This window comes from Halomonas litopenaei, assembly GCF_003045775.1.
In the GTDB taxonomy this organism is placed as follows: domain Bacteria; phylum Pseudomonadota; class Gammaproteobacteria; order Pseudomonadales; family Halomonadaceae; genus Halomonas; species Halomonas litopenaei.
The window spans coordinates 369,249-394,918 of sequence record NZ_PXNS01000001.1 but is presented as its reverse complement, the minus strand read 5'-3'; the positions used below and the strand labels follow the sequence as shown (position 1 = coordinate 394,918).

The window sequence follows — 25,670 nt, the reverse complement described above, 5'->3', positions numbered from 1 at the left end:
GCCACCTTCGCAAGCACCACATCGCCTTGCGTTGGTGGCATAAACTCTTTACTACCTCTCTTTTCCCCCACAGTGACTCACCTTAGGATAAGCTTGTTAATGCACAAGCTGGGCGCATTTGATGCGTAACGACATCTGGCTATCTACCTATAAAGAGCGTTTTTCTGCGGCCAAGCCCAAGAAATGCGACGTCGCAAGGAAGCCATGCAGGGAATCCGGAGCACTATGACACAGTGGATGCCACTCTCCAGGTGGCGATTGTCCTCCATCGAGGCTGCAGAGAGGCTGCGTTGATGCGTCGGTTATCTCTTCGCCTCCTGTTCTGCATCTGGACGGTCCTGATCTCCGGAGGGCTGGCCAGCACGGCTGCGTGGGGAAAGACCGCAGACGAGGTGGTGGTCATTTCTCATCCTGGCCTTGCCCTGAACGAGCTCGACCGCGATACCTTGCGGGCGATCTTTGCCATGCGCCTGCGCACCTGGCCCAGCGGGCAAGGCGCGGAGGTGTACGTCCTGGCCAGTGACGACCCCGTCCACGCCACCTTCGTCAAGGAATGGCTGTCTGTCTATCCTCACCAGTTGCAGCTGGCCTGGGACCGCATCGTCTTTTCGGGTACCGGGCAGGCGCCACATCGTGTGCGCAGTCAGCAAGACATGATCGACACGGTGGCCACCACCCCCGGAGCCATCGGCTACATCGAAAGGGAGTATCTGGATGAGCGCGTCCAAGCCATTGCCAGGGATTAGGTCGGTGGGTTGCCGCCTGGGGCTGCTGGCGCCTTCGCTGCTGGTGCCGCTGCTGCTGGTGTCCACCGCACAGGCGTCCCCCCTGGACACCTTCCAGGTGCACGGTTTTCTGAGCCAGGCGCTGGTGATCACCGACGACAACAACATGTTCGGCGACAGCAGCGATAGTGGCGGCAGCTGGGACTACACGGAGCTCGGCATCAACGCCTCCATCCGACCCACCGAGAACCTGCTGCTGGCCGCCCAGGCCCTGAGCCGGCGCGCCGGCGAGGTCGACAACGGTTCGGTGGAACTCGACTACGGTATCGTCGACTGGCAGATGCTGTCCGACCGGGATCGCACCTTCGGCATTCAGGTCGGGCGCTTCAAGAATCCCTTCGGCTTCTACAACCAGACCCGGGACGTGGCCTTTACCCGCCCCAGCATTCTGCTGCCACAGTCGATCTATTTCGACCGCACCCGTTCCCTGGGGCTGTCTGCCGACGGCGTCAGCCTCTACCACGAAGAGCGCATCGACAACGGCGTGATCCATGCCCAGCTGGGTGTCGGCCAGGCGCAGGTGGATGACGATGTGGAAGAGGTGCTGGGTCTCGATGTGTTACCCGGCTCCTTCGACGCCGACACCTCGGCGGTAGGCCAGGTGCGCTACGAACACGACGGCGGTCGCATGGTATTTGCCGTCAGCGCGGCTTCGGTCAAGGCCGACTACGATTCCCCCGGTGCCTTTCCCGGAGACGGCAAGCTCGATTTCCAGCCGTGGATCTTCTCTGCTCAATACAACGCCGAGCTGTGGAGCCTGACCGCGGAGTACGCGCTGCGCGACGTCAGCCTCACCGGCTTCGACGCCTTCGAGGACAACGAGAACCAGGGTGAAAGCTGGTACGTGCAATATCGCCGGCGCTTCCTCGACGACTGGCGCTGGCTGGTCCGCTACGACAGCCTGGTCAACGACCGCGACGACCGCAACGGCACCGACTACGAACGCGAAGGCCGTGGTCCGGCCCACTCCCAGTACGCCAATGACTGGACCTTCGGTCTACAGTGGCAGCCCCATTCACGGGTCATGCTGGCGGGCGAATATCACTATGTGGACGGGACCGCCTGGCTGCCGGTTCAGGATAATCCAGATCCTGAAGACACCGAGCGACGTTGGAACATGTGGCTCTTCCAGCTCTCGTTGAGGTTCTGATGCCGGTTACCAGCCCGTCACGCCCCGAGCGCCTTCGCCTGGGCCTCACATGGCGAGTGGTCACCCTCACCAGCCTTTTGCTGGTGGCGTTGGCAGTGCTGTTCACCTACCTGTCTCACACCAACCTGACACGTCAGTTCACCGCCACGCGCCAGGAGCAGATCGAGCGCCAGCAGCGTGAGCTCGAGTTCGCCATCCGCCGTTCGGAAAAAGGGTTGCAGCAGCTGGCGGGACTGATCGCGGCCTCGCCCGACCTGGGCCCTGCGCTGGAGCAGGGGGCCCCGCCGTCACCGCCCGAGGCGCTGTCCCCTGCGTTGGCCTCACTGTGGCCCTCGCTCCAGCTGGAGGCGGGTATCGAACAGATGCTGGTCTACGATGATCGCACCCGTGCGGTCATGTCGCTGGGGCTCGAACCAGGCCAGTCGCCGCCGCCTCATTATCGGCGCTGGGTGGAAAGCGTCATGTCCCGGGAGCTCCCCCTGTCGCCGCTCGAGTGCTCTCCCGAGTGCCGCCAGTATGCCGTGGTCCCGATACTGGCCAGCGGCGGCAGCGCAGGCACCCTGCTGCTGTCTCGCTCGTTGGCGGACGTCGCCCGCCAGACTCGCGAGATATCCACCAGCGAGGTCGCCCTGATCAGCGTCGATACCAGCGCCACCGAAGCCGCCTTTGAACCACGTCGACTGGACGGCTGGAAGGGACGGGTACAGGCGGTGACCAACGCCTCACAGAGCCTGCCGCTGCTGCACCAGGCAAGCCGAAAAGGTTCCCTCGAGGCATTGGCGCAGGAACCCCTGCGCCTCGAACAGCAGGGACGTCATCTCGAGCTTTCCGCCGTCCCGCTGACCTCGTCCTCCGGGGCTCGTGCACCCGCCTATTTCGTGCTGATCTCGGACATCACCACCCAGATCCATGCCATCCAGCTCGATACCCGGACCCAGATGATGGCCAGTCTGTTTGGCTGGCTGTCTGCCGAACTCCTGCTGCTGGCGATCCTGCTGCGTCCCATGGCTCGACTGCGCCGGGTGGCCTCGGTGCTGCCGCCGCTGGCCAGTGGTGGCTTTTCCCAGGCGCGCGAAGCCTTGCCGCTGGCGCCACGTCGCCTGCCGGACGAGATCGACGTGCTGGAATCCAGCACCCTGACCCTGGCCGACAAGCTCGAGCGCCTGCAGCGCCAGGTGGCTCAGCGGGGGGATGAGCTGGCACGTCGTATCGATGAATTGGCCAGGGAGCGGGACTTTGTCAGCAATCTGATCGATACCGCCCAGGTGCATATCCTCACGCTGGACGAAGAGGGGCGCATCGACATGGTCAACGACTACCTCAAGGACCAGCTCGGCTGCCCCTCCCAGGAACTGCTGGGGCGTCGTTTCGACGACATCTTCGGCGCAGGCCCGGGGGACAGCGAGCCCAGCCAGACCTTGCATCAGGAAGAACGCACCCTGACCCTTCCCGATGGGGAGCCACGCACCATCATCTGGTACCACAGCCCGCTGAAGAGCGGTGCCAAAGTCTCCCTGGCACGCATATCGGTGGGACTTGATATCACCGAGCGCAAGGCCGCCGAGGCCAGACTGACCTGGCTCGCCGAGCGTGATCCGCTGACCGAGCTCTACAATCGTCGCTTCTTCCTGGAGTCGCTGCGCAAGGCCCTGGCCCGAGACGAGCAGGGCGTGGTCATGCTGCTGGACCTTGACCAGTTCAAGGAAGTCAACGAGCTCAGCGGCCATCATGCCGGGGATCGCATGCTGCATACCGTGGCCCGCCTGCTGCAGCAGGAGTACGCCCACCGAGGGGTCATCTCGCGCCTCGGCGGCGACGAGTTCGCCCTGCTGCTGCCTGGGGTCGACGACGACCACGCGATCCGCGTCGCCCAGCACCTCAACCAGTTGTTCGAGAGCCTCGGGTTCGTCGCCGAAGGACGTCGCCACCGGGTCACTGCGAGCATCGGTATCGTCCCCTTCCCCACCGAGGGCGCCACCCCCGCCGACCTGATGGCCAGCGCCGACGTGGCCATGTACAAGGCCAAGGCCAGCAACCTGCAACGCTGGCACCTGCTGGCCACTCTGGAAAACGCCCGGGATGAGCTCAACGAGCGTGTCTACTGGGTCGACCGTATTCGCCGAGCCCTGGTGGAGGGTGACTTCGTGCTGATGGTGCAGCCCATCGTGCGGCTGGAGGATCGCTCGATCCGCCACTACGAGGTGCTGCTGCGCATGCGCGACGACGATGGCAGCCTGATATCACCGGCACGATTCATCCCGGTGGCCGAACATTCCGGCCAGATCGTGGCCATCGATCGCTGGGTGCTGCATCACTGCGTGCATGCCCTGGCGAGGCTCGAGGGCATCAGCCTGGCGGTCAACCTGTCCGGACAGTCGCTCCACGACGAAGGGCTGAAGCAGTACCTGGCCAACCTGCTGACGGTCAGTCAGGCCGATCCCCATCATCTGGTGCTGGAAGTCACCGAGACCGCCGCCGTCACCGACTTCTCCACCGCCCGCGGGGTGCTGCAGAGCGTCCGTGATCTAGGCTGTCGGACCGCGCTGGACGACTTCGGCGTCGGTTTCTCGAGTTTCCACTATCTGGGCCAGTTGCCGGTGGACTATATCAAGATCGATGGCTCCTTCATCCGCAGCCTGGCGACCAATCCCGACAGCCGCGTCATCGTCAAGGCGGTGTCGGACATCGCCACCGGCTTCGGCAAACAGGCCGTGGCGGAGTTCGTCGACCAGGAGGCGCTGATTCCGCTGCTGTCGTCCTACAACATCACCTATGGCCAGGGGTATCACCTGGGCCGTCCTGTGCCCTTCAAAGAGGTCTTCGCCTTCGATCCAGTGATCGACATCGATTCGGTAAACTAGTGCATATTGAATGGGTATTATCATAGACAGGGTGTACTGGTGCAGGGAGCCGGGCGCCCGCCGGGCCTTTGCGGCCCGGCTATAACAACACGGAGGTGATCCCCCATGCCAGCAGCAGACACCGAGAGGCCATCCCGGCAACAGCGCCTGCTGGAGCAGTTCGCCGACCAGTTCCGGGTGATCCTGGTAAAGACGGTCGCGGACAGGGAGCGGGTCTATTCGCTGCGCCATGACGTCTTTCTACGTGAGCTTCAATACGCCCTGCCAGGCGACAGTGACAAGCAACAGGAGCATGATGACTTCGATGAACAGGCCATCCACTGCCTGGTCGAACATCGCTCAAGCGGTCTGGCGGCGGGCTGCGTGCGACTGGTATTTCCCCCCGTCGATCGTCCGGATGACCTGCCGGTGATGAACGCCACCCGCAGCGTCTTCACGGCGCCTTCGCTACATCCGCGACAGCACGACGGGCGCCAGATCGCCGAAATTTCTCGCCTGGCGATCTCGCGGCTTTTCCGGGCCCCAAGCAAGGGCGAAGAAACGCTGCCGGTACAGTTTCCTCCGGAGGAACGCCAGGCATTTCCGTTGATCGTCACCGGCCTGTTCTTGAGCGCCCACGCCCTTGCCGGCCTGACCGCACGGCGACACCTCTACGCCCTGATGGAGCCTCCCCTGGCGCGGCTGTTGACCCTGTCCGGCTTTCGTTTCCAGCCGGTGAGCGACACCATCCACTACTGCGGTACCCGGCGTGCCTACTACATCGACAACGAATGCGCCGAGCGCGAGCGCAATCCGCTGCTGACGCCGCTTTACCTTCGTCTGCACGAGTCACTGGGGGCCCAGTTGCCCGCCACCCGGGACCACCTCGACGGACTAGGGAGCCTGTGGCGCTCAACGTCGAGCTGCCGGGTATAGCGAGGCGTCGGTCGAGTGTCTGGCCTCTCGACCCGACCCTTGAGCGGACTTCCGACCCGGCCTCCAACTCAGTCCTCGGGCGACGAAGCCAGGGACCGCCCAGGCAGTCGGCAGTCACGCTCCTCGGAGATGTCGTTGAGGACCAGCCGGGGCCCTGAATACAACCGCCCGTCCCACCCCAGCGTCATGATCGCCAGCACGTTGCGATGCTCACCTTCGCCCAGATCGAACCCGCCGTCGGTAGCGGGCAGGATGCCCGACTGCGGATCCCGTCGTGCCAGCAGCGCTTCATGCAGCACCGCCACCAGCGGATGATCGGCCTGCCCTGCCAACTGCAGCGACAGCGCCACCTCGGCGATGATATCGGCCTTGACCTGCAACAACACCTCCCCCTGGCCGAGCAACGCCGCCACCGCCCAATCGAGCTCGCCGTCGGACAGCATCCGCTGGTAGTAGTGGCTCGCGGCGATGATGAAGTGGGTCAGGCCGTAGACCCAGTTGCGATATTCCGCCGGTGACAGCTCCTCGATCCGTCCGGGTGGATAACGGTCACGAAAGGCCCGGGCGAGTTCGCCACGCAGATCCACGATCCCCAGCTGGGCCAGGAAGGCGGCCTGGTTGGCCACCTGGGCGGCATACACCGACAGCACCTCGGGGTCGGTCAGAAAGGCCCGCCAATCCACTGCGCCCACGGCCTGCTCAAGCAAGCGCCGGTCAGCCTCGGAAAGTTGTCCAAGCAAGCCGTGGTAGCGGGCCTGGGCCAGCCGAAACAGGATGCTCCGAGGCAGCATCATGTCGACATGTTCCGACAGCATGGCCTTGCGCCGACGCTGCTTGGGGCTGGTCTCGGGGTAGGCCGCCAGCAACTCGCGATTGCGCTGGCGAAGCCGGTCGCTGTCCGCGACGGTGAAGGCGTCACGCGCGAGCTGATCGAGCAGGCGTCGGCCGTAGGCATGATTGGCGCACAGGTAGGCAGGGTCACCGGTCACCCGCCACAGCCGCTGGGCGTAGTGGCGCTGCTTGTCGGCGGGAAGAAGGTCGAAGGAGGTTTCGTAGACGGCACGGATCTCGGCGGCGGCGCGTGCGCAGTCAGCACAGGCAGTCCTGACAGTGAGCGCCGACTCGCTGCCAGCGCCGGCCGAGACGCTGTGAGCACCCACCGATACGGCCAACCCCGACGCCAGCAGCAGCACCATAAGCACAGCCGCAGCTCGCGACCTCTTCCACAAGCGACAAACTGCACTGTCCATGCCATCTCTCCTGCCGGCGAGCAACGCCCGAGGATGGGCGTCACACCCGCAAGATAGATGCCTCCCGCCTGCCCGCGCCAGAGGCAATCGCCTGGCATCGATCGCAGAGATCCCAGCACAGAGTTGCAGACGGCGATGCTCGAGCATCGAGGAAGAAAACCGTCAATCGAGGGCTCAGTCGACGTCCTCATCCTCGGGCCACAGGCGGGCGGCCTTGCTTCGGGAGACCATCCTCACCCGCATCTTGGGACGCGCGACGTCGGCGGACGTTGCCGTCTCGCGGGCCGACGTCAGCGGTGCGTCATTGCCATCGGCCGGCATCGACGCAGGGTCAGCGGGCTCCGCTGCGGCGTCGGCATCCGCCGCCCGACTCGACGCCGACTGGCCTGGAGATGGCTCGATCACCACCCAGGCCAGCACCGGCAGCGCCAGCTGCCAGCGGATTGCCGCGAGCCGCAGCCCCAGGGTGGTGACAAGCGACAGCAGAATGCCAAGCCTGGGGGCGCCGAGGCTTGCCAATGCCACGAAGACCACACCGCCGGCGATGGCGGCGGTGGCGTAGACCTCACGACACAGCACCATCGGCACCCGCCTTGCCAGCACGTCACGGATCATCCCGCCGGCCACCCCGGTAAACAGCCCCATCAACACCGCCACGACCCCCGAGGTCCCCAGCAGCATCGCCTTGTTGGCACCAATGATCACGAACAGCGCCAGACCAAAGGCGTCGGCCACCGGCAGCACCACCCGATTGAGGCGATGGATATAGTGAAATCCGACCAGCGCGCACAGCACCGTGGCCAGGATCACCCAAAGATAGGTCGGATCGCGGATCCAGAACACCGGGGCGACACCCAGCACCAGATCACGCAGGGTCCCTCCTCCGACGGCGGTCACCGCCGCCAGCACCAGCATGCCGATGGGATCCATGCGTGAGCGGCACGCCAGCAAGATGCCCGACAGGGCGAAGACCACCGTCCCCGCCATGTCCAGGGCGTAGACCAGATCACTATCCAAGGTCCCGTTCCTTCTCGATAAGTGTCGCCCGTCCGGGGCGAGCGTCAAAAGCGGGGATCAATGCGCCCTCAACTGGGAGCGTACACCGAACGCGCCCTTTCCAGATGACGCGTCATCTCGCGAATGGCGGCGCCTTCGTCGCCGTTCTTCAACGCCGCCAGGATGCGCTCGTGCTCCTCCAGCGTCACATGCTCGCTGCCTTTCCAGTGGATCAGCGAGGTATGGAACCTGGCCAGCCACTCGAACATCGCCCGACTGACCGCGATGAAGATAGGGTTGCCGGTGGTCTCGGCGATGGCAACATGAAACCCCATGTCCGCCGCGATAAAGGCATCGATGTCCTTGTTCAGCGCCACCCGCTGGCGCTCCACCAGCGCCTCGAGGCGCGCCAGATCCTTGGCGCCCACCTGCCGCGCCGCCCGCGCCACCATGCCCACCTCGAAGAATAGCCGCGCCTCCTTGAGGTGTTCGAGCGAGGCGGGTTCGGTCGACAGCAGGTGCATCGCGGTCAGTTCGATCTGGGCCAGCATGCCGTCGGCACTGGGCGTCAGCACCTTGGGCCGCTGCCCGTGGTGGATCGACACCAGCCCCAGTCGCTCCAGCGCCTGCATCGCTTCGCGGATGGCCGGCCGGCCGACCCCGAAGGTATCCATCAATTCCCGCTCAGAGGGCAGGCTGTCCCCCGGCGCGTAGTCGCCGTTCAGCAGTTGCTGATAAAGCCGATCGAACACCTCGTCGGACAGTTTGCGGCGAGAAATTTTCAACGAGTCGCTCATGGCCTCTACCTCGCGGCGCCAGGCCCCGCAGCATACCCATGCCAGCGGTCCTGGAACATGACACTCGACCAAGGTCGTGTTTGACAGCCCCGGCCACTTATATTGTCATCATACCAGTTGCAGCACAGCTTGCCTCTTCCACTTTTTCACACAGGTTACCTGGCCATGACGACCATTGCCTTGATCGGTGCCGGCGGCAAGATGGGCGCCCGCCTCTCCCGCAATCTCAAGACTTCGGACTTCGACGTGCGTCACGTCGAGGTCAGCGAACAGGGCCGCCAACGGCTTCGCGACGAACTCGACATCGAGTGCGTCGACAGCCCCGAGCAGGCGGTGGCCGGCGCGGATGTGGTCATCCTGGCCGTTCCCGACACCCTGATCCAGAAGATTGCCGCCGAGCTGTCGCCGTCGATCGAAGCCGGCACCATGGTGGTCTGCCTGGACGCCGCCGCCCCCTTCGCCGGCCATCTGCCCGAACGTGACGACCTGGTCTACTTCGTCACCCACCCGTGTCACCCGCCGATCTTCAACGACGAGACCACCCTCGAGGCCAAGCGCGACTATTTCGGCGGCAGCCACGCCACCCAGCATATCGTCAGCGCCCTGATGCAGGGGGACGAGCGCCATTTCGCCCTGGGCGAGGCCGTGGCCAGGACCATCTATGCCCCCGTCGGGCGCAGCCATCGCGTCAGCGTTGAACAGATGGCGCTGCTGGAACCCGGTCTGTCGGAAACGGTATGTGCCACACTGTTATCGGTGATGCGTGAAGCGATGGACGAAGTCGTGGATCGAGGCGTCAGCCATGAGTGTGCCAGGGACTTTCTGCTTGGCCATCTCAACATCCTCGGTGCGGTGATCTTCGATGAGCAGCCCGGCGCTTTCTCGGACGCCTGCAACAAGGCGATCGAGAACGGCAAGCCGATGCTGATGCGCGATGACTGGAAGCGGGTGTTCGAACCGGACGCCATCGCCGACAGCATTCAGCGCATCACCTGAGGGGCCACGCTCTCCACAGAGTCTGACGACAGCGCCATCGCGAGTATCAAGAGGCCAGGCATGAACCGAATCGAAGCCAGCTACCTGATCGAGACCCCCTTCGAGGTGGAGCAGGCCTGCCAGGTGATGGCCGGGGAGCAATCCTGCGGCACCTTCACCCGCCTGGCTGCGGAGACCGATGACTTTCGAAAGCGTCATGCGGCCAGGGTCGAGTCCATCGAATTGCTCGACAGCGTCGACGCGCCCTCGCTGCCCATGCCGACCCGGCCCCAGCCGCCCGGCACCCGTTACCAGCGTGCCCGGGTGCGTTTGTCCTGGCCCCTTGAGAACCTCGGTCCGTCGTTGAGCACGCTGATGGCCACCCTCGCCGGCAATCTGTATGAACTCAAGGAATTCTCCGGGCTCAGGCTGCTCGACGTCAGCCTGCCCCACGCCTTTGCCGAGGCCTGCCCCGGGCCCCAGTTCGGCATCGACGGTACCCGCCGCCTCAGCGGCGTCGACCAGGGTCCGCTGATCGGCACCATCATCAAGCCCAGCGTCGGGCTCTCTCCCGATGCCACCGCCGAGGTGGTGAAGGAACTGCTGGATGGCGGCATCGACTTCATCAAGGACGATGAACTCCAGGCCAACGGCCCGCACTGCCCGTTCACCGAGCGGGTCGACGCGATCATGCCGCTGGTGCTTGAACATGAGCAGCTCACCGGACGCAAGGTCATGGTGGCCTTCAACATCACCGGCGAGATCGACGAGATGCGCCGGCACCACGACCACGTGCTGGCCGCCGGCGGCAGCTGTGTGATGGTCGCCCTGAACGCGGTGGGTCTGGCCGGCGTCAGTCATCTGCGGCGCCACTGTGAGCTGCCCATCCACGGCCACCGCGCCGGCTGGGGCATGTTCAGCCGGGAGCCGCTGCTGGGCATGGACTTCGCCGCCTGGCAGACCTTCTGGCGCCTGGCCGGCGTCGATCACCTTCACGTCAATGGTCTGGCCAACAAGTTCTCGGAGTCCGACGACAGTGTCGCCGCCAGCGCCCGGGCCTGCCTGACGCCGCTGTTCGAGCCCCCGGGACCCGCCCACACCGTGATGCCGGTATTCTCGTCCAATCAGACCGCCTGCCAGGCCATCGACACCTGCCGCGCCATGGGGGGCCGCAGCGACATGATCGTTACCGCAGGCGGCGGCATCATGGCCCACCCTGGCGGTATCGCCGCCGGCGTCAGGAGCCTGCGCCAGGCCTACGACGCCGCTGCACGCGGCATCTCGCTGGCCGACCACGCCCGTGATCATGGCGAATTGGCCCAGGCTCTGGAGACCTTCTGCCCATGAACGACCTGCTGCTGAGCTACTACGGCGACGACCTGACCGGCTCCACCGACGCGCTCGAGGCCCTGGCCTGCCAGGGCGTCCCCAGTGTGCTGTTCACCGCTCGCCCCAGCGCCGAACAGCGAGCGCGCTTCGATCATTGTCGTGCCCTGGGTCTGGCCGGCACCAGCCGCAGCGAGTCCAATGACTGGATGCGCCGCGAGCTCAAGCGTTCCTTCCAGTGGCTGGCCGAACAGAGCGCAGCGCTGACCCACTACAAGACCTGCTCGACCTTCGACAGCAGCCCCGAGGTCGGCAGCATCGGTTGTGCCATGGAGGTCGCTCGCGGCGTCTTCGGCGAGACACCGATCCCACTGGTGGTGGGGGTGCCGCAGATGCGCCGCTACACCGTCTTCGGCGAGCTCTACGCCGCCTATCAGGATCAGATCTACCGCATCGATCGACACCCGGTGATGTCGCGCCACCCGGTCACCCCCATGCACGAGGCGGACCTGCGCCGCCACCTGGCCGCCCAGACCACTCTGCCGGTCGGCCTGATCGATGTGCCCAGCCTGGCCCTGCCGGATATCGACGAACGCGTGGATCACGCCCTCGCCGAGCATCCGGCGGTGCTGTTCGACGTGCTCGAGCCCCCCCATCAACAGGCGGTGGGTCATCAACTCTGGCGCACTCGCCCGCAGCAACAAGGCGGCAAGGGCGGCTTCGTGGTCGGCTCGTCCGGCGTCGAGTACGCCTTGCTCGCCGAGTGGCGACGCCTGGGGCTGGTGGAAGGGGGCGAGGACTTCACTCCGCCCCGTTCGGTCGAGCGCATCGCGGTGGTCTCCGGCAGCGTCTCCAGCACCACCGCACGCCAGATTCACTGGGCGGTCGAGCATGCCGGTTTTCAGCGCATCGAGCTCGACGCCCGCAGTCTGGCCATCCCCGCCCATCGCAACGAGGCCATGGCCACCGCCATCCTCAAGGCACTGGATGCCCTGAGCAGTGGCCGCAGCGTCATCCTGCACACCGCCATGGGACCCGACAGCCACGACGACAGCCTGGCCACCGAATCCAGCCGCCACAGTCTGGGCAAGGCCCTCGGCGAGATGCTCAAGGCGCTGGTGGACGATCAGGGACTGACCCGGGTGTGCGTGGCCGGCGGCGACACCTCGAGCCATGCCATCGCCGCCCTGAACATCCATGCCCTGACGGTCAAGATGCCGCTGCCGGACACCCCGGGTTCGCCGCTGTGCCAGGCCCACAGCGACGACCCGCGCTACCAGGATCTGGAGATCGCCTTCAAGGGCGGCCAGATCGGTGGCGACGACTACTTCGAGCGGCTAAGGCGAGGACGAGCCCTGGCCGACCACGAGCACTGATCCGGCCGTGCCACCGGGCACGGCCACACCCAAGCGTCATCCCGCAAAGAGGAAACAACAATGACGACGACTGTACGCCACGCAACACGCCTGCCCGCCTTTCACCTCAAGCCCTGCCTGCTGGCGGTGGCACTGGCCGGGTTTGCCCTGCCGGCGGCCGCCGCCCAGACCATCACCGTCGGCCACACCACCTCGGACAGCTCTCACTACTCCGAGGGTATCGATGCCTTCAAGGCGACCCTGGAGGAGCTGTCCGACGGCGAATTCACGGTCAACGAGCAGTCTTCCGGTGCGCTGGGCGGCGAGCGCGCCATGATCGAAGGCCTGCAGATCGGCACCATCGACGCCGTGGTCACCTCCACCGGGCCGCTGGGCAACTTCGTCCCCGAGACCTACGTGCTCGACCTGCCGTTTCTGTTCAAGGACTACGACCACGCCCGCTGCGTGCTGGATGGCGAGGTCGGCCAGGACCTGCTCGACAAGATCGGCGAACACGATCTGGTGGGGCTTGCCTGGACCGAGAACGGCTTCCGCCACATGACCAACAGCCAGCGTGACATCGAGACCCCCGAAGACGCCCAGGGTCTCAAGATCCGCACCATGGAAAACGAGATGCACATGGCGGCGTTCAACGAGATGGGCGTACATCCGACACCGATGGCCTTCCCGGAGCTGTTTACCGCGCTGCAGCAGGGCACCGTGGACGGCCAGGAAAACCCCATCTCGGTGATCCTCACCGGCAACCTGTGGGAGGTCCAGGATCGCCTGTCGCTGACCGGCCACGTCTATTCTCCGGCCATCATGCTGGCCTCGCCGATCCTCTGGGACGGCCTGTCCGATGAGCAGAAGGGTTGGTTCATGGAGGCCGCCCAGGCCGGCGCCGAGGCCACGCGTGCGATGGTGTCGAGACTCGAGACCGAAGGCGTCGAGGAACTCAAGGCCAAGGGCATGACCGTGGTCGATGACATCGACAAGTCCCAGTTCCAGGCCGCCGTCGAGCCCTCCTACTCGGTCTACACCGACGAGTACGGCTCGGAAATGCTCGATCGCATTCGCTCCAGCGACTGCGGCAGCTGATCGTCCACCGGTCCTCGACTGACCTTCCCGCCCGAGCGCTCGCTGCCTGCCGTTGGCGAGCGCTTGGGCGGTCAAGCCTGACCCGTCCTCGGGCCTTACCCGCGATGAGGAAAGCCCCATGCTGGATCTGTTCTTCCGTCTCGAGCGGGCCATCTCCCAGGTCGCCCTCTACGCAGCGGTGCTGATGTTGATCGCCTCGGTAAGCCTTGGCTTCTACCAGGTGCTGACCCGGTTCGTGTTCGACGCCCCCTCCACCTGGTCGGAGGTGATGGCCCGCTCCACCATGATCTGGTGCGTCTTTCTGGGCGCCGCAGCGACCTTTCGCGGCGGCTACATGATGGCCGTCGAAGTGATCTACAAGCTGGTGCCGACCTCCGCCCTCAAGGCGCTGGAGATACTGATCGCCACCTGCTGCATGATCGTCCTGGCGATCCTGGTGATCTACGGCTATCAGATGACGCTGCGCGTGCAGAACCAGATGCTCTCCGGCGTCGGCATCTCGATCGCCTGGATCTACGCCGCCATTCCGATCGGCGCCGCCTTTTCGCTGCTGTCGGTGATCACTCGACTGATCGCCCAGCTGACCGGACGCGAGACCATCGGCGTGGTCGATGCCGAGGCCCCCGCCCACGTGCCTGAATCCGAATCCAGACCTGGCCCTGACACAGGCACCTCGTCCGGTACCGAAGGGAGGAAGCAGCCATGAACGCCGCTATCGGACTATCGCTGATCATCCTGTTCGCCCTGGGCGTGCCGATCGCCGTGTCGATCCTGCTGGCATCGGTGATCGGTATCGAGTTCTTCACCCGTTTTCCGCTGCTGATGGTGCCCCAGCAGATGTTCGTCGGCATCGACAACTTCCCGCTGATGGCGATCCCCTTCTTTATCCTGGCCGGCAACCTGATGGCCGCCGGCGGCATCTCCCAGCGCCTGGTGGACCTGGCCAAGTCCATCGTCGGCGGGCTCCAGGGCGGGCTCGCCATGACCTGCGTGCTGACCTGCATGATGTTCGCCGCGGTTTCCGGCTCGAGCGTGGCCACCACCTTCGCCATCGGCTCCATCCTGATTCCGGCGATGGTGGCCCACGACTACCCGCGTCCGCTGGCGGCCTCGATCCAGGCCTCCTCGGCGGAGCTCGGCGTACTGATCCCGCCCTCCATCCCCTTGATCCTCTACGGCGTCAGCACCGACACCTCGATCGGGCGCCTGTTCATTGCCGGTATCGGTCCGGGGTTGTTGATCGGCTCGGCGCTGCTGCTGTTTCTGTACATCTTCTGCAAGCTGCGCGGCTACGGCCTGCGCGACCGCGAGGATCGCGCCGCCTTCACCACCTCAATGCGTCGTGCCTGGGCCGCTCTGCTGATGCCGGTGGTGGTGATCGGCGGCATCTATGGCGGGGTCTTCACCCCCACCGAGGCCTCGGCGGTGGCGGTGTTCTACGCCCTGATCGTCGGCGGTCTGGTCTACCGCGAGCTGCCGCTGTCGGAACTGGTGCCGATCCTGCGCCAGAGCGTGATTTCCACCGCTACGGTGATGCTGATCATCTCGGCGGCGGCGCTGTTCAGCTTCCTGATCAGCCGCTCGGGGCTGCCCGGCGAGGTTGCCGCCTGGGTCACCCAGGTGTTCGAGAGCCCGGTCAGCTTCCTGCTGGCGGTGAACGTGATGCTGCTGGTGATCGGCATGTTCGTCGAGACCTCGGCGGCAATCCTGGTGCTGGCCCCGATCTTCACCCCCATCGCCGTGCAGTACGGCATCGACCCGGTGCACTTCGGCCTGATCGTGGTGGTCAACCTGGCGCTCGGCATGTTCACCCCTCCACTGGGCGTCAATCTGTTCGCCGCCTGCGCGGTGGCCAAGCTGTCCATCGACGAGCTGATCCCCTGGCTTGCGCGCTTCGTGCTGGTGGTCCTGGCCTGCCTGATGGCGATCACCTACATGCCCTGGATCTCGCTGGGCCTGGTCGATCTTTTGTACTGATACCGATCACTGCCCCGGCCGCGCCGGGGCCCATCCTATCTTCCGCCCCTTCTCAGGAGTCGACAGCATGCACGCCCTCCCCCTCACTCCACCCACCGGCGCCCTGATCGGCGATCACTGGGTCGATACCGCCGACACCCTCGAGGTGCTGCGCCCGGCCAGCGGCGAAGTCATCGCCCGTATCGCCGCGTCCAGTGCAGCCGACGTCGATGCTGCGGTGGCCGCCGCCCGGGCAGCCTTCACAGGCGAGCTTGGCCAGTGGTCGACGTTCTCGGCGCGGGCGCGCAGTGAATGGCTGTATGCCTTCAGTCAGGCCATCGACGCCGACAGGGACACCCTGGCCGCCCTCGAATGCGCCGACACCGGCAAGCCGATCAGCCAGGCCCGGGGCGATATCGACGCCTGCGCGCGCTACTTCCGCTTCTACGCCGGCGCCGCCGACAAGCTCCACGGCGAAACCATCCCCTTCGATTCCGACTATGCGGTGATGACCCTGCGCGAGCCCTGGGGCGTGTGCGCCCAGATCATCCCCTGGAACTACCCGGCCCAGATCTTCGGACGCTGCGTGGCGGCGGCGCTGGCCGCCGGCAACACCTGCGTGCTCAAGCCTGCCGAGGACGCCTGTCTGAGCGTGCTGCGCCTGGCCCAGCTGGCCGTCGACTGCGGGCTGCCGGAAGGCGCGCTCAACCTGGTGCCTGGCCTCGGCCGTGAAGCCGGCGCCGCCCTGGCCGCCCACCCCGGCATCGATCATCTGTCGTTCACCGGCTCGCCGGAGACCGGCACCCTGGTGACTCAGGCGGCGGCGGTGCACCACGTGCCGGTGACCATGGAACTCGGCGGCAAGTCGCCCCAGCTGCTGTTCGCCGACGCCGACCGTGAACGCGCCCTGGACGCCGTGGTACGCGGGATCATCCAGAACGCCGGCCAGACCTGTTCCGCCGGCAGCCGTCTGTTGGTGGAGCAGAGCATCCACGATGAGGTGGTGGCGGCACTGAGCGAGCGTTTCGCGCGGTTGACCTGTGACGTCGGCGAGAACGACCCGGACTGCGGGCCGCTGATCAATGAACGCCAGCGCGACAAGGTGATGACGCTGATCCAGGCGGCACAGGATGACGGTATCCACATCGCCGCCCGTGGACGCCTGGCCGACGACGCCCCCCGGGACGGCCACTTCGTGGTCCCCCACCTGTTGACCCAGGTGCCGCAAGGCCACGGCGTCAGCCGCGAGGAGCTGTTCGGGCCGGTACTGGTGGTCCAGGCCTTCGCCGACGAGGCCGAGGCCGCACGCCTGGCCAACGCCACCGACTTCGGCCTGTGCGCGGGCGTATGGACCGCCGACGGCGGCCGCCAACTGCGTCTGGCCAAGGCGATCCGCTCGGGCCAGGTGTTCGTCAACAACTACGGCGCCGCCGGTGGTATCGAGCTGCCCTTCGGCGGCGTCGGCCGCTCCGGCCACGGCCGCGAAAAGGGCTTTGAAGGGCTCAGGAGCTATACCCGCATCAAGACCATTGCTATTCATCACGGCTAGACGTCGCTGGAAAAGCTTGGGCCTGACACAAGAAATTCCCGAGCGTGTCGGGCCGCTTCTCTCGACCACCGACCACCAACCATCATCACCACCACAAGGAAAGGGACATGACCACCTCGCTTCACGTCGGCCTGATCGGCGTCGGCCTGATGGGCCACGGGATCGCCACCAGCCTGCTGCGCGCGGACCATCGCCTGAGCTTTCTCGATCACCCCGGCAATCAGCCCAGCGACGACCTGATCGACAAAGGGGCAAGCGCTCTGACCAGCGCCCGCGAGGTCGCCGAGACCGCCGATCTGGTGATCCTGTGCGTCACCGGCACTCCCCAGGTGGAAAGCGTGCTGTTCGACGAAGGCGGCGTGCTGGAGGGGCTCAAGCCAGGCCAGATCGTGGTCGACTGCTCCACCGCCATCCCCAGCTCCACCCAGGCCATCGACGCCAGGGTGCGCGAGGCCGGTGGCCGTTTCGTCGACGCCGCCATGACCCGCACCCCGAAGGAGGCCGCCGAGGGCCGCCTCAACCTGATCGTCGGTGCCGATCAGGCGCTGTTTGACGAGCTCAAGCCGCTGTTTGGCGCGTTCGCCGAGCACATCACCCACGGCGGCCCGGTGGGCGCCGGCCACACCCTGAAGCTATTGCACAATTTCGTCTCGCTGGGCTTCACCGCCGTACTGGCCGAGGCCAGCGCCGCCTCCCGACGCGCCGGCATCGACGACGCCGTGCTGCTCGAGGTGCTGGGCAACGGTGGCGGCGGCGGCGTGGTGCTCGAACGCCTGCGTCCCTTCCTGACCGACGCCGACCCTTCAGGCTTCCGCTTCAGCCTGTCCAACTCGCTCAAGGACGTGGGCTACTATCAAAGCATGTCCGAGGACCTCGGCGCCTCGCGCCAGCTCAGCCAGGCGATCACCCGGCTCTACCAGGACATCGTCGATGCCGGCCACGGTGAAAGACTGGTCCCGGAATTGGTCAGTCTGCTCGGCGAATCACAGTCAGAGCAGCCATGATGCTTCCGTCACACGCCATTTGACGGCGGCCACCTGCAAGCTGCCTGAGCGGATCAAGCGACGTCAACGAGGGTGGCCATTGAAGATGCGCAACAGCAGAGAACGGCAGCGGTCTGCGGCAATGACGAACGGGGCCGATCAACGGTAGCGAAACACTGAACCTTGCGGAGACCAGCATGAAGATCCAGCGTATCGAAACCCTGCGTCCTGCGGCTCGTCCGTCGCTGATCTGGGTGCGCGTGCACACCGAGGACGGCCTGGTGGGCCTGGGCGAGAGCTGGTTCGGCACCGACGCCATCGACGCCGATGTTCATGGCCGCCTCGCCCCGCTGCTGCTGGGCGAGGATGCCACCCGCATCGAGGCGCTGCACCGCAAGATGCAACCCTACGTGGGCTTTGGCGGCACCAGTGCCGAGACCCGCGCGCTGTCCGCCATTGACGTGGCCCTGTGGGACCTTGCCGGTCAGCGTGCCGGCCTGCCCCTGCATGACCTGCTCGGTGGCGCTACCCGAGCGCGGGTGCCGCTATACAACACCTGCGCCGGCCCCGACTATGTGTCCAAGTCCGCCGAGGTACGCCCGGACAACTTCGGCATCAAGGGTGGTTCGGGGGATGACGGGGCGTCTCCCCGCTACGAGGACCTGGACGCCTTTCTCGAGCGTCCGGCAGAGCTCGCCGCAGAACTCCTCGAGATGGGCATATCCGCCATGAAGATCTGGCCCTTCGACTTCGCCGAAGGCGCCCGCCACGGCATGTCCATCTCGCCCGCCGATCTCAATCGTGCGCTGTGGCCGTTCGAGGAGATCCGTCGCGTCCACGGCGATCGCATGCGCCTGAAGGCGGAACTGCACGGGCTCTGGAGTCTGCCGGCGGCGCGCACCATCTGCCAGGCGCTGGCGCCCATTGACCCGGACTGGATCGAGGACCCGCTGTGGATGGATCGCTTCGACCAGCTTGGCGAGCTGGCCGACACCTGCGTCCCCCTGGCCGGCGGCGAGACCCTCGGCGGCCTGGGGCAGATTCGCGACCTGCTGCATCGCGGACGTATCCACACCCCGATCATCGACGTGACCTGGGGCGGCGGCGTCAGCTTCGCCCGCAAGGCCGCCACCCTGGCCGAAGCCGAGGGTCGCCCGATCGCCTTCCATGATTGTTCCGGCCCGGTGACGCTGGCGGTATCCACCCACCTGGCCATGGCGCTTGCCAACGTCGCCGAGCAGGAGTTCACCCGGGCCTTCTACTACGGCTGGTACGCCGACTGCGTCGAGGGCCTGCCGCCGGTCGAGGACGGCATGATCCGCGTCAGCGGCGAACCCGGGCTGGGCGTTCGCCTGAACCCCGAAATGCTCAAGGGCGACGCACTCCATCGACGTCTCAGCGAGAGCTAGATTCACTGACGCCCTGAACTCCATGTCGAGAAGCAGCCCTCACCACGAGAGGCGTCAGACGCCCCCGGCGCCTTTGCGGTAACCGCCATCCACGCATTTCGCCCGTTCCCGCATTCAACGTTGCCCACTAGTCGACTGGTCTATAGTATCGCGACATCGCTTATTAAGAGGCAGATGGTGTGCCAGTTACGGCATCCCGACCGTCCTCGCGTCCCCTGTTGCCTCAAGAACGGGTAAAAGGGACGCATACAAAAAAATCAGAAGCACCAACGGACCCTGAAGCTACGCAATGAAACCAGCGAGGAACCAGCCCCCATGACCAGCTTCACCCTGAACGGCGAAGCGGTGAGCGTCGAGGTGGATCCCCAGACCCCACTGCTGTGGGTACTGCGCGATACCCTGGGCCTGACCGGCACCAAGTTCGGCTGCGGCATCGCCCAGTGCGGCGCCTGCACCATCCACTTCAACGGCTCGGCCACGCGTAGCTGCGTGCTGCCGCTGGCCGCCGCCGAAGGTGCCGAGATCACCACCATCGAAGGCCTCGACGCCGACGGCAACCACCCGCTGCAACAGGCCTGGCGAGAAGAGCAGGTGCCCCAGTGCGGTTACTGCCAATCCGGCCAGATCATGCAGGCGGCCGATCTGCTCAAGCGCAAGCCTTCCCCCAGCGATGACGAGATCACCCAGGGCATGAGCGGCAACCTGTGCCGCTGCATGGCCTACGTGCGCATCCATCGCGCGGTGAAACGCGCCTCCTCGCTTCAGCAGGGCGGCGTCGAGACCTTCGACCCCGCCTCCGCTACTGCTGCCCGCAGCGAAACCCGTACCAGCGCCGAGGAGCCCCGCCATGAGCCGGTTTGATGACACCCTGGCGGCCCATCGGGGCGCTTCCGCAGTCCGCAGCGATACGTCCCTAGCCGACCGAAACGCAGGCCCCGGCCTTAGCCGCCGCGGCTTTCTGATCGGCACCCTGGGCGCCAGCGCGGTTCTCGCCTTTGGCCTGCCCGGCATGGCCTTCGGCGCCGCCGACGCGGCCAGCGAGGCCCTGGCCAAGGGTCGCTTCGAGCCGACCCTGTGGTACGCCATCGACGCCCAGGGTCACGTCACCCTGCACTGCACCAAGGCCGAGATGGGCCAGCACGTGGGCACCAGCCTGGCCCGCCTGGTCGCCGAGGAACTCGAGGTCGACCCGGCGACGATCGCCATCGAATACGTCGACAGCGACCCCAAGTGGGGTTACATGATCACCGGGGGTAGCTGGTCGGTGAACCACAGCTTCCTGCCGCTCTCCCGTGCCGGCGCCGCCGGACGCCAGGCGCTGATCGAAGCAGGTGCGCGCCTGCTCGAGGTCGACGCCGCCGACTGCCAGGCCCGTGACGGTCAGGTCATCAGCGGCGACAAGCGCATCGGCTACGGCGAGATCGTTGCCAGCGGCACCCTGTCGCGCAGCTACAGCGCCGAAGAGCTTGAAGCCATCGAGCTCAAGCCGGCCTCCGAGCGCCGCGTGCTGGGCACCTCCGGCCGAGCCCAGGACATCCCCGCCAAGACCACCGGTGAGGCCGTCTTCGGCATCGACGCCAAGGTCGATGGGATGCTCTACGCCCGCCCGGTGCTGCCGCCTACCCGTTTCGGCTCCCGCGCCACCTCCATCGATGACAGCGCAGCCCAGTCCATCGCCGGCTATCGCCAGACCATCCGGCTGGAGGACCCCTCGGGCCTGTGCCAGGGCTGGCTGGCGGTGATCGCCGACAACTTTTCCGCCGCCATGCGTGCCACCGATGCGCTGAAGATTGAATGGGAAAACGGCTCCGGCATCTCGATCACCGAGGCCGACATTCTCGATGAAGGCCGCCGTCTGACCCAGTCACCGAGCCGTGACAACGGCGCCCTGTTCGTCGATATCGGCGAGGTGACGTCCACCCTCGAGCAGGCCGCGTCCGCCGAGGACGTGTCGCTGATCGATGCCACCTACACCACGTCCAGCGTGCTGCACTTCCAGCTCGAGCCGGTCAACGCCACCGTGGTCGAGCGCGACGGCCACTGGCACGTCCACTGCGGCAACCAGCAGCAGTCCGTGGCGGTGCCCCTGGTAGCCAAGGCGCTGGAAGTCGACGAGAGCCAGGTGACCTTCCACCAGTACTATCTGGGCGGCGGCTTCGGACGCCGTCTCTATGGCGACTATGCCGTGCCTGCGGCGCTGGCAGCCAAGGCCGTGGGTGCCCCGGTCAAGGTGGTCTTTACCCGCCCCGATGACAGTCGCATGGATTGCGTGCGCTCACCCTCGGTGCAGCGGCTGCGCTCGGCCCTGGCAGCCGACGGCGCCATCCAGGCCAGCGAACACGCCGCCGCCGCCGGCTGGCCCACCGCCGATATCGCACCCGGCTTTCTCGGCGAATTCGTCGAAGGTGGCGGCAAGATCGATTCCTTTGCCATCAGTGGTGCCGACCACTGGTACGCACTGGGCGCCCAGCGGGTGTGGGCCCAGCAGAACCACAAGGCCCACGAGGCCTTCGTTCCCGGCTATCTGCGTGCGGTGGGGCCAGGCTGGACCACCTGGGCGGTGGAGAGCCATATCGACGAACTGGCACTGGCCGCCGACCAGGACCCTGCCGAGTTCCGCCGGAACCTGCTCAAGGCCGAAGGACGCAACGCCGGCGAGGCGCCCAACAGCGTCGGCGGCGCCGAGCGCCTCAAGACAGTGCTCGAACGCACCCTCGACAAGGCCGGCTGGAACGAGCGCGACGCCCTGCCCGAGGACACCGGTCTCGGTGTGGCGCTGAGCTTCGGCCAGGAACGCCATATGCCGACCTGGGTGGCCTGTGTCGCCCGCGTCAAGGTGGATCGTGCCAGCGGCGAGGTGACGGTCGAGAAGCTGACCTCGGTGGTGGATGCCGGCACCCTGGCCCATCCCGACGGTGCCATGGCCCAGTTGGAGGGCTCGCTGCTATGGGGCCTGTCGATGGCCCTGCACGAAGGCACCGAGTACGCCGAAGGCCAGCCTGCGGACCTCAACCTGAACAGCTATACGCCGCTGCGCATGCATCAGGTGCCGGAGCTGGACCTTGAATTCGTCGACAACGACCACACCCCGGTCGGCTTAGGCGAACCTGGCACCTGCGTTGTAGCGCCGGCCATCGCCAACGCCATCGCTCACGCCACCGGCGTGCGCCTGCGCGACCTGCCGATGCGGCCGGAGGCGCTCAAGGCCGCACTGGGGGCCTGACCCGCCACCCGAGCGCCACGCTGATCGCGTGGCGCTCGTCACACACAGGACACGCTGACCATGCAACATCTGGATCTTACGGTGGTGCGACGTGCCCTCGCCTGGCTGCGCGACGGGCGCACCCTGTGGCTGGCCACGGTGCTGTCCACCTATGGCTCCTCACCACGCGAACCCGGCGCCTGGCTGGCTGCTACCCGTGACGGTGATCACGTTGGCTCGCTGTCCGGCGGCTGCGTCGAGGAGGACTTTCTTGAGCGCCTTGGGCAGGGTGATTTCGATACGCCGGTCAGGCGGGTGCGCTACGGCGCCGGCGACGACGTCGACTACCCGGCGCCCAGCCTTCCCTGCGGCGGCGTGCTCGATGTGCTGGTCGAACGCTTCGCCCCCGACCAGGCGGCACTGGCGCACTTCTCGGCCCTGGAGGCGGCGCTGGAAGGACGCAAGCCGCTGATTCGCCGGGTAGACCTGGACACCGGAACGCTCTCGCTCACTCAGGACGATGGCCTGGGTGATCGCGTCGTTCTGGTCGATGGGAATGGTGAGGCCAGTGCGCAACTGCGCGTCGGCCCAGCCGCCCGACTGCTGCTTGCCGGGGTCTCGCCGGTGGCCGTCGCCTGCGCCCAGTTCGCCGTGGGGCTCGGCTTCGAGGTGATCGTCTGCGACCCTCGGGAAGGCATGCTGGAGTCCTTTATCGATGAACTCGGGGGCGCCTCCGGCAACATCGAGAAGGTGGCGACCCTACCGTCACGCTTTATCGCCGAAGGCGGCTGCCATGCTGCCACGGCGGTGGTGGCGCTGACCCACGACCCGCGCATCGATGATCTGGCGATGATCGAGGCGGTACGCTCCGAGGCGTTCTACATCGGGGTGATGGGATCGCTGCAGACGTCCCGGACGCGGGCCGAGCGGCTATCCCGCAGCGGTGGCCTGAACGCTGACGAGATCGCGCGTATCCATATGCCGATCGGCTTGAACCTGGGCAGCAAGACCCCGGCGGAGATCGCCCTGGCGGTGATGGCCGATATCGTTCGGGTACGCCGGGGCAAGGACCGCCATGCGCTCTAGCAGCCAGTCGGACACTCCCGCTTCAACCCCCTCTTGTGAGGATGGCCGCCATCCGTCCCACGCCACCCCGCTGATCTGTGTAGTAGCGGCGGCGGGGCGTTCACGGCGCTTCGGCGCCGCGGACAAGCGCCAAGCACGCCTCAAGGATGGTCGCCGGCTGCTGGTGGCAAGCCTTGCGGCGGCGGCCGAGCTGACCCCTCGGCGGCTGGTGGTGCTGGGCCCGGGCGAGAGCCTCGCCGACTGGGACCTTGCACCGTCTGCCAACCTCGAGCTGCTGTCGCTTGAACGTCCCAGCGACGCCCTCGGCGACAGCCTGTCGGCGGCCTTTCGCTGGCTGCTTCAGCAACGCCAGCAGCAACGTACTGAGCTCACCGCCGCGGCGGTATGGCTCGGCGACATGGCCTGGATCTCGGCACCGACTTGCCGGCGGCTTGCCGCCAGCGCCAGGGCCGACCGACTGGTCAGGCCGCGCATTCACGGCCAACCCGGCCACCCGGTGATCGTTGGCTGCGACTTCTGGCCCGAGATGACGCAGCTTCACGGCCAGGACGGCGCCCGAGCGTTACTGCACCGCCACCGCCAGGCACTGCTCGAGATCGACGTCGATGATCCCGGCGTGGTGCGCGACCTGGATACCCCCGAAGACCCACGCTAGGCACCCTCGCTAAGGGCTCTCGCCAAGAACTCTCGCCAAGCCCCCGCGCTAGGCGCTGTCCGAAAAGTCGACGAGCGAAGGTTAGACAAGGCAAAAATCGGTGAGAAAGCGCAGTTTACGGGGTGTAAATGAGCATTTTGATCCGATTTTTAACGCCGTATTACCGAGCGCAGGCACTTTTCAGACAAGCCCTAGACCCTGGGCAACCACCGTCAGCCCCGATTCCCCACCGCTAGCCCGCCGCCTGATCCTCGACAAAGGCCGCGACGATGGCATCGAAGTCGCTGTCACCGACAAAGCCAAGGGCCTCGGCCTTGTCGGTACGAAAGCGCCCAGGCCAGCTCTCGACGATGGCGCGGATACGCTCATCCGGCTCGAAACTCACCAGATCCCGCGCCTGAGCGCCACCCTGACGCTCCAGCGCGTCGAGCATGGCCGCCACGCTCACGCTGATACCCGGCAGCATGAAGGCTCGAAAGTCACCCAGGGCATCGGCGGCGACTTCGGCGCCGTGGACCAGCGCCTGAACCACCTTGCCAGGCGACATCACGAACAGTTCGAGCTCGGTGGGCACCGGGCACACCGCGGCCTCGCCGTTCAGGGGCTCACGCAGGATACTGGAGGCAAAACTCGAGGCCGCGGCGTTGGGCCGGCCTGGACGAATGACGATGGTCGGCAGGCGCAGCACCAGACCGTCGACCAGGCCGCGCCGGCTGTAGTCGTTGATCAACAACTCGCACATGGCCTTCTGGCTGCCGTAGGAGCTCTGGGGCCGCAGCGCGGTCATGTCGTCGAGCACCTCGGGCAGCTCGCCGCCGTACACCGCCACCGAGCTGGCCATGATCACCCGGGTCGCGGCCAGGCCACGCTGGCGACAGCCGTCGAGCAGCGCTCGGGTGGCGTCGAAGTTGACCGCAAGCCCCAGCTCCAGATCGGCCTCGGCGGCGGAGCTGACCACCGCCGCCAGGTGGTAGATCACGTCCGGGGCGCCATCCAGCAGGGCGTCCCAGGCTCCCTCTTCGGTGAGGTCCCGAGCGGTGGACGTCACCGCCACCTGGCCCGCGTCATGCGGGTGGGGCGGCGTGCTCTGGTCGACCAGGGTCAGGCGCGAAAGCGGCTGGCCGTTGACCTCGCCCTTGGCCAGCAGCGCCTGAACCAGACGTTGGCCAAGGAAGCCGGCTGCACCAGTGATCAAGATATGCATGGGTGTTCTCCTCAATTGGGGACGATGGCCCCCGCCGGGCGCTGCCCCAGCGATACACCAGAGGCACCAGTCATCAAGATATGCATGGGTGTTCTCCTCAATTGGGGACGATGGCCCC

21 protein-coding genes are annotated in these 25,670 nt (G+C 66.2%); 17 read left to right on the top strand and 4 right to left on the bottom strand.

Annotation, left to right across the window (positions count from 1 at the left end; all coding sequences use genetic code 11):
• Window positions 1-233 precede the first annotated feature (233 nt).
• The 4 genes from C6W88_RS01840 to C6W88_RS01825 all read left to right on the top strand — a co-directional run bounded on the left by C6W88_RS01840 (window position 234) and on the right by C6W88_RS01825 (window position 5,711).
• A complete protein-coding gene (locus C6W88_RS01840; protein WP_231498441.1) occupies window positions 234-746 on the top strand; it encodes a substrate-binding domain-containing protein in 513 nt (170 codons plus the stop codon).
• Window positions 715-1,935 (top strand): putative porin, encoded by a 1,221-nt coding sequence (locus tag C6W88_RS01835; protein WP_231498440.1) that lies wholly within the window; start codon window positions 715-717, stop codon window positions 1,933-1,935. The genes C6W88_RS01840 and C6W88_RS01835 overlap by 32 nt, the downstream gene beginning before the upstream one ends.
• Window positions 1,935-4,796, top strand: coding sequence for a bifunctional diguanylate cyclase/phosphodiesterase (locus C6W88_RS01830; protein WP_108131300.1), 2,862 nt, complete (start codon window positions 1,935-1,937; stop codon window positions 4,794-4,796). The genes C6W88_RS01835 and C6W88_RS01830 overlap by 1 nt, the downstream gene beginning before the upstream one ends.
• A gap of 105 nt (window positions 4,797-4,901) precedes the next feature.
• Complete coding sequence (locus C6W88_RS01825) at window positions 4,902-5,711, top strand: PEP-CTERM/exosortase system-associated acyltransferase (RefSeq protein ID WP_052704270.1); 810 nt, start codon at window positions 4,902-4,904, stop codon at window positions 5,709-5,711.
• 68 nt (window positions 5,712-5,779) lie between these two features.
• On the opposite strand, the gene C6W88_RS01820 is transcribed toward C6W88_RS01825, so the two are convergent.
• The 3 genes from C6W88_RS01820 to nanR form a co-directional block, all read right to left on the bottom strand.
• Window positions 5,780-6,907, bottom strand: a complete 1,128-nt coding sequence (locus C6W88_RS01820; RefSeq protein ID WP_231498510.1) for a DUF3541 domain-containing protein — start codon at window positions 6,905-6,907, stop codon at window positions 5,780-5,782.
• 228 nt (window positions 6,908-7,135) lie between these two features.
• Complete coding sequence (locus tag C6W88_RS01815; RefSeq protein ID WP_108131611.1) at window positions 7,136-7,948, bottom strand: trimeric intracellular cation channel family protein; 813 nt, start codon at window positions 7,946-7,948, stop codon at window positions 7,136-7,138.
• Window positions 7,949-8,046: 98 nt separating this feature from the next.
• Entirely contained in the window at window positions 8,047-8,754 is a 708-nt protein-coding gene (gene nanR / locus C6W88_RS01810) for a transcriptional regulator NanR (protein ID WP_045991761.1), read from the bottom strand.
• A gap of 165 nt (window positions 8,755-8,919) precedes the next feature.
• Here nanR and C6W88_RS01805 point away from each other — a divergent pair, with 165 nt between their 5' ends.
• The 13 genes from C6W88_RS01805 to C6W88_RS01745 all read left to right on the top strand — a co-directional run bounded on the left by C6W88_RS01805 (window position 8,920) and on the right by C6W88_RS01745 (window position 24,348).
• A complete protein-coding gene (locus C6W88_RS01805; RefSeq protein ID WP_108131298.1) occupies window positions 8,920-9,750 on the top strand; it encodes a phosphogluconate dehydrogenase C-terminal domain-containing protein in 831 nt (276 codons plus the stop codon).
• Between the two features lie 60 nt (window positions 9,751-9,810).
• Window positions 9,811-11,076, top strand: coding sequence for a ribulose-bisphosphate carboxylase large subunit family protein (locus tag C6W88_RS01800; protein WP_108131297.1), 1,266 nt, complete (start codon window positions 9,811-9,813; stop codon window positions 11,074-11,076).
• On the top strand, window positions 11,073-12,431 hold the full coding sequence (locus C6W88_RS01795) for a four-carbon acid sugar kinase family protein (protein ID WP_108131296.1): 1,359 nt from the start codon (window positions 11,073-11,075) through the stop codon (window positions 12,429-12,431). The genes C6W88_RS01800 and C6W88_RS01795 overlap by 4 nt, the downstream gene beginning before the upstream one ends.
• 60 nt (window positions 12,432-12,491) lie before the next feature.
• On the top strand, window positions 12,492-13,508 hold the full coding sequence (locus C6W88_RS01790) for a TRAP transporter substrate-binding protein (RefSeq protein ID WP_108131295.1): 1,017 nt from the start codon (window positions 12,492-12,494) through the stop codon (window positions 13,506-13,508).
• Window positions 13,509-13,626: 118 nt separating this feature from the next.
• Window positions 13,627-14,214: a TRAP transporter small permease gene (locus C6W88_RS01785; protein ID WP_108131294.1), complete on the top strand. Its 588-nt coding sequence runs from the start codon at window positions 13,627-13,629 to the stop codon at window positions 14,212-14,214.
• Window positions 14,211-15,485, top strand: coding sequence for a TRAP transporter large permease (locus tag C6W88_RS01780; protein WP_045991767.1), 1,275 nt, complete (start codon window positions 14,211-14,213; stop codon window positions 15,483-15,485). The genes C6W88_RS01785 and C6W88_RS01780 overlap by 4 nt, the downstream gene beginning before the upstream one ends.
• Window positions 15,486-15,552: 67 nt before the next feature.
• Window positions 15,553-17,013 (top strand): aldehyde dehydrogenase family protein, encoded by a 1,461-nt coding sequence (locus C6W88_RS01775; protein ID WP_108131293.1) that lies wholly within the window; start codon window positions 15,553-15,555, stop codon window positions 17,011-17,013.
• A 107-nt stretch (window positions 17,014-17,120) separates the two neighbouring features.
• Window positions 17,121-18,017, top strand: a complete 897-nt coding sequence (locus tag C6W88_RS01770; protein WP_108131292.1) for an NAD(P)-dependent oxidoreductase — start codon at window positions 17,121-17,123, stop codon at window positions 18,015-18,017.
• A gap of 176 nt (window positions 18,018-18,193) precedes the next feature.
• Window positions 18,194-19,405, top strand: a complete 1,212-nt coding sequence (locus C6W88_RS01765) for a mandelate racemase/muconate lactonizing enzyme family protein (RefSeq protein WP_108131291.1) — start codon at window positions 18,194-18,196, stop codon at window positions 19,403-19,405.
• 315 nt (window positions 19,406-19,720) lie between these two features.
• Window positions 19,721-20,266 carry a (2Fe-2S)-binding protein gene (locus C6W88_RS01760; RefSeq protein WP_045991771.1) on the top strand — a complete coding sequence of 182 codons (546 nt, stop codon included), beginning with the start codon at window positions 19,721-19,723 and terminating at the stop codon, window positions 20,264-20,266.
• On the top strand, window positions 20,253-22,628 hold the full coding sequence (locus tag C6W88_RS01755) for a xanthine dehydrogenase family protein molybdopterin-binding subunit (protein WP_108131290.1): 2,376 nt from the start codon (window positions 20,253-20,255) through the stop codon (window positions 22,626-22,628). The genes C6W88_RS01760 and C6W88_RS01755 overlap by 14 nt, the downstream gene beginning before the upstream one ends.
• A 60-nt stretch (window positions 22,629-22,688) precedes the next feature.
• Complete coding sequence (locus C6W88_RS01750) at window positions 22,689-23,693, top strand: XdhC family protein (protein WP_108131289.1); 1,005 nt, start codon at window positions 22,689-22,691, stop codon at window positions 23,691-23,693.
• A complete protein-coding gene (locus C6W88_RS01745) occupies window positions 23,683-24,348 on the top strand; it encodes a nucleotidyltransferase family protein (RefSeq protein WP_108131288.1) in 666 nt (221 codons plus the stop codon). Before C6W88_RS01750 ends, C6W88_RS01745 begins: the two co-directional genes overlap by 11 nt.
• A gap of 232 nt (window positions 24,349-24,580) precedes the next feature.
• Here the strand turns inward: C6W88_RS01745 and denD are convergent, their stop codons facing one another.
• Window positions 24,581-25,552, bottom strand: a complete 972-nt coding sequence (gene denD / locus C6W88_RS01740; protein WP_108131287.1) for a D-erythronate dehydrogenase — start codon at window positions 25,550-25,552, stop codon at window positions 24,581-24,583.
• Between the last annotated feature and the right edge of the window lie 118 nt (window positions 25,553-25,670).